Source organism: Wolbachia endosymbiont of Drosophila seguyi (assembly GCF_028981765.1).
In the GTDB taxonomy this organism is placed as follows: domain Bacteria; phylum Pseudomonadota; class Alphaproteobacteria; order Rickettsiales; family Anaplasmataceae; genus Wolbachia; species Wolbachia pipientis.
This window is the reverse complement of sequence record NZ_JAPQLM010000131.1, coordinates 1-2,944: the sequence shown is the minus strand read 5'-3', so window position 1 is coordinate 2,944 and position 2,944 is coordinate 1. Positions and strand designations below refer to the sequence as shown.

The following is a 2,944-nucleotide window of genomic DNA, read 5'->3' as shown; positions in this document are numbered from 1 at the left end:
AAACGTCTCTTTGATTTAGCAGAAGGATGGCGACTTGCTCACGAACCTCATATTTGTGGGTAATAGTAAGTTGTTAGGGGGATCTGGAGATACCGCGGCGGTATGACGTAGGGAAATCTTACTTATTATAGCTATAGTTCTACATGAATTACAAAAGTAATATTTACTAGATCTTAATATTTTAGATCTATATTTTAATAAATAATGAGCTGTAATTAGTATGAATAATCCATTTAAAAGTGAGAACTATAAAAAAAATCTCGATTCTCTGATCAAAGCTGTGAAGCTAGGAAATGCAGAGAAACAATATAACAAAACGTTAAGGGATTTATCTCATGCATTAGAAGGTTTTACAGGTGAGGCAAAAGGTATAGCTGAGTTTGTTATATATACTGACTTGAACAATTATGTAGAACAGCCATTAGGTCTTTTTAAAACATTAATGAATAGAATTTTGGGAAAAAATTTTCCAACCAAGAACAGTAGTATAAGTAATTTTGTAAATGATGAGTTGTCAAGTTTCACTTTAGAAACAGCAGCTAAGTATACAAGAATTTTAAAAAAAATTGATCTCTTGGAACAATTAGAAAAAGATTTCAGAAAAAATAATATTTTAAAAGATTCTTTAAATTTAGAACAAAGTGAAAAGAGTCAAGGAAAAGATAGATCACACGAAGTGAGTTTGGAAGGTAGAAAGCAAAAGGAAGGTACTTTTGAGCTGCGAAAAGAAGAACAGCCGAAAGAAAAATTAGGTGGTAATCGCATGAGGCAAATAAAGCGACCAACAACAGCACCTCCGGCTGCTCCAGATTCGAGGAAGGTACGCTTTAAATCAGAAATATCCTCAGATGGAGAAAGCAAGGCAAAGTCTACATCTTCTTTACTAAAAGGAGCTAATAGTTTTAGTATGCCTGATGCTAAGGAAAATCCTTCTGAGGATTCAGGCTATGAAAGTTCATTAGATCAGGGGTCTGAATATGAAGACATATCAAATTATCAAGAGAAAAAGCAAAAGGAAAATCCTTTATATGAGCAGAGAGAAGATTCAGGCTATGGAAGTTCATTAAATGAAGAGTCTGTATACAAAGAGATATCAAATTATCAAGAGAAGAAGAGTAAAATTTTAATAGAAAATTCGCAGAGTTCAAAATCGCCCAAAGAAGAGCCAATTTATGCAACAGTTCCTAAAGAACATATAGAAGCAAAAAGAGAACGTAAGCAGAAACAACAACCTCAATCCCTCGTACCACCAAAACCACCGCAAGCGCCAAAAAAAATGTTTACTACTGGTCAAGAAGTTAGACAAGAATCGAAAGTGGTAATCAAAGATAAACCTGCAGTACCGCCAAAGCCTAAAAATCTAAGCCGTGCTAATCAAAAAGTAAGCACAGAGCCAAAAGTAGTAGGAGTAATTCTTAAAAAATCAGCTGAAAGAGTACCACTAAAATCTGAAAATCAAGACAATAGGAAATCAGCACAAAAAGCTGCTGGTAAGGCGATACCAAAAGTAGCAGCAGCTACTATGAAAGGAGGAGCTAATCGCGAGATGGGCAGTAAAGTAAAGGCATTAAAAGAAAAATTTGAGCAAAATCAAGCAAAAGGAAATGCTAATGTACAGCTTGCTGAAAGCAAAACCACTCCAGCAGCACAAGCGGATATCGGTGTGAAGAAAAAACAATCTCATTCATTTCTAACAGAGAATAAAAGATCTGCAACGAAACACGTAACAGCAAAATCTGATCCAAAATCTCATGTCAGCAAAAATTCCCTTCTCACGCATGCAAATGTAAAGGAAATGGTTGCACAAATTGAGAAAGGAAAAGGAGGAAGATAGTAACATTTGGGAAAAAAACATATGTGTCAAGTCAAGAGATTGTGAGCAAATTTAGGAAATTATAGCTAAACTGACTTAGATTTACCGACAATTTGAAAAACCGTCATTCCGCTAACTATAGTATTTTCAAAAGCGAATGATAAAGGTATAATATGTTTTTTTAAAGTAGGGAAAGCGATGGTATATAGTGTAGATTTAAGGGAAAAAGCAGTGTCTTTGGTAGAAAAAGGAAAGTCAAAGGTTGAAGTTGCAGAGGTTTTTGAGATAGGGATAGCAACACTATATAGATGGCTAAAAAAGAAAGCTACTGGCCAAGGTCTCAAAGCGGTAAAAAGTACTGGTTTTATTCGAAAAATAGATCCAGAAATACTCAAAGAATATGTCAAAAAACACCCAGATCACACACTAGCAGAAATGAAACAAAACCTTGGCTTTGGGATAAGTGCAATTTGGTATAGATTAAGACAGCTAAAAATAACCTTTAAAAAAAGTCACATTCTATCAAGAGCGCAATCAAGAAGATAGGCAGCAATTTATCGATAAAGTCTCAAAAATAGACCACTGTAGCATTTTATATATAGATGAAGCAGGAGTTGATAATAGACTATACCGAGAATATGCACGAGCTCCAAGAGGAGAAAAAATATATGCTGATGTTCCAGGAAAAAAGCGGGAAAGAGTGAGTATAATAGGTGGATGAGAAGTTTATTGCACCAATGACCTTCACAGGAGGGTGTAATAAAGATATATTTAATGTATGGTTAGAGCGAAGATTACTTCCACAATTACAGCGTGATACAACCATAGTTATGGATAATGCTACATTCCATAAAACTCCCAAAACAAAGTCATTAATAGAGTCTTTTGGCTGTCATTTGCTTTATCTTCCAACATATTCACCTGATCTAAATCCGATAGAGCATTGTTGGCACACCATCAAAAGTTGCCTCAGACCTCTAATGCATCAATGTACAGACTTACACCTTTTAGTTGGTAATACCATTTTAGACGTTTATCATTCGTTTTAGAAAATACTATAGGAGGTTGTCCGGAAACTAGTAAATTCAAGCATATTCCCTCTTTAACATAACCCTACTCATAGCTAGGTAT

Annotated in this window: 3 protein-coding genes; all 3 read left to right on the top strand. The window is 34.9% G+C overall.

Annotated features, from left to right (window positions below; genetic code table 11):
* Positions 1-220 precede the first annotated feature (220 nt).
* The 3 genes from OZD62_RS03130 (at position 221) to OZD62_RS03120 (ending at position 2,862) form a co-directional block, all read left to right on the top strand.
* Positions 221-1,834, top strand: coding sequence for a hypothetical protein (locus tag OZD62_RS03130; protein ID WP_275019417.1), 1,614 nt, complete (start codon positions 221-223; stop codon positions 1,832-1,834).
* 177 nt (positions 1,835-2,011) lie between these two features.
* Entirely contained in the window at positions 2,012-2,359 is a 348-nt protein-coding gene (locus OZD62_RS03125; protein WP_022626382.1) for an IS630 transposase-related protein, read from the top strand.
* Between the two features lie 167 nt (positions 2,360-2,526).
* A complete protein-coding gene (locus OZD62_RS03120; RefSeq protein ID WP_049973597.1) occupies positions 2,527-2,862 on the top strand; it encodes a transposase in 336 nt (111 codons plus the stop codon).
* The last annotated feature ends 82 nt before the right edge of the window (positions 2,863-2,944 follow it).